Annotated in this window: 1 protein-coding gene; it reads right to left on the reverse strand. The window is 66.7% G+C overall.

Going from position 1 to position 1,491, the window contains the following annotated elements; all coding sequences use genetic code 11:
- On the reverse strand, window positions 1-1,167 hold a 1,167-nt coding region (locus DBR34_RS12905), incomplete at its 3' end, for a DEAD/DEAH box helicase (protein WP_181393993.1).
- Window positions 1,168-1,491 lie beyond the last annotated feature (324 nt).

Raw genomic sequence — 1,491 nt, forward strand, 5'->3', positions numbered from 1 at the left:
CGCGCTGTTGCCCCAGCGGATCGGGGTCTGCGGCTCGAAGCCCGGCACGTCGCGGATGTCCATGTCCTTGTCGAGCAGGCGCACGATCTGGCGCAGCAGCTTGGCTTCGTCCTGGGCCACCAGCGAGATCGCCTGGCCGGTCGAGCCGTTACGGCCGGTACGGCCGATGCGGTGCACGTAATCCTCGGCCACCATCGGCAGGTCATAGTTGATGACCTTCGGCAGCTCGTTGATGTCGATGCCGCGCGCGGCGATGTCGGTGGCCACCAGCACGGTCACGCGGCCGGCCTTGAAGTCACCCAGTGCACGCAGGCGCTGGCCCTGGCTCTTGTTGCCGTGGATCGCCGCGGTCTTGATGCCGGACTTTTCCAGGAACGTGGCCAGCTTGTCGCAACCGTGCTTGGTACGGCCGAACACCAGGGTCTGCTCGCGGCTGTCCTGGGCCAGCAGGTGCAGCAGCAGTTCGCGCTTGCGCGCGCCATCCACCGGGTGCACGCGGTGGGTGATGGTTTCAGCCACGGTGTTCTTCGGGGTCACCTGGATCTGCGCCGGGTCGCGCATGAACTCCAGGGCCAGCTGCTTGATGCTCTCTTCGAAGGTTGCCGAGAACAGCAGGGTCTGGCGGTTCTGGCGCGGCAGCTTGGCCAGGATCTTCTTGATCGACGGCAGGAAGCCCATGTCCAGCATGCGGTCGGCTTCGTCCAGCACCAGGATCTCGATGCCCGACAGGTCGACGCTGCGACGCTCCAGGTGGTCGATCAGGCGGCCCGGGCAGGCCACCAGCAGGTCCACGCCACGGCGCAGCACGTCGAACTGGTTGCCCATGCCGACGCCGCCGTAGATGCAGGCGCTCGGGATGCGCAGGTACTTGCTGTAACCGCGCAGGCTGTCATGCACCTGGGTGGCCAGTTCGCGGGTCGGGGCCAGCACCAGCGCACGCGGCTTGCGCGGGCCGCTGACGGCCTGCGGGTTGGTGCCCAGGTGCTGCAGCAGCGGCAGGCCGAACGCGGCGGTCTTGCCGGTGCCGGTCTGCGCGCCGGCCAGCAGGTCGCGGCCTTCCAGGGCCAGCGGGATGGCCTGTTCCTGGATCGGGGTCGGGTTTTCGTAGCCCTGCTCGGTCAACGCGCGCAGCAGGAACGGGGCAAGGCCCAAGGATTCAAAAGACATCGGGTGGAAGCTCCAAAGACAAAGTAACGCCAGGCCGAATGGCCGGACGCGAGGCAGATCAAAAGTGATCGGCTGACTCGGAGCGTTCCCGTAAACCGCGCTGCGAGAATTGGGTGCAGCCGGCGCGGTGCGCAGACTGGAATGCATGACGAATGGCGTCGGAGTGGGGGCGGGCGACGGATCGATGATCCATATCGCCGGCGATCCCGAAGGGAAACGGACGGCCGCTGCAGACCCGCATAGTCTAGCGGATGTTTGAGATCCGTACCAAATTGGCCTGTTCAGGTTGGGAGGGGGCGCCGGGCTGCGCCCGGGGGCTTCAAC

The organism is Stenotrophomonas sp. HMWF003 (genome assembly GCF_003061285.1).
Classification (GTDB): Bacteria; Pseudomonadota; Gammaproteobacteria; order Xanthomonadales; family Xanthomonadaceae; genus Stenotrophomonas; species Stenotrophomonas maltophilia_AP.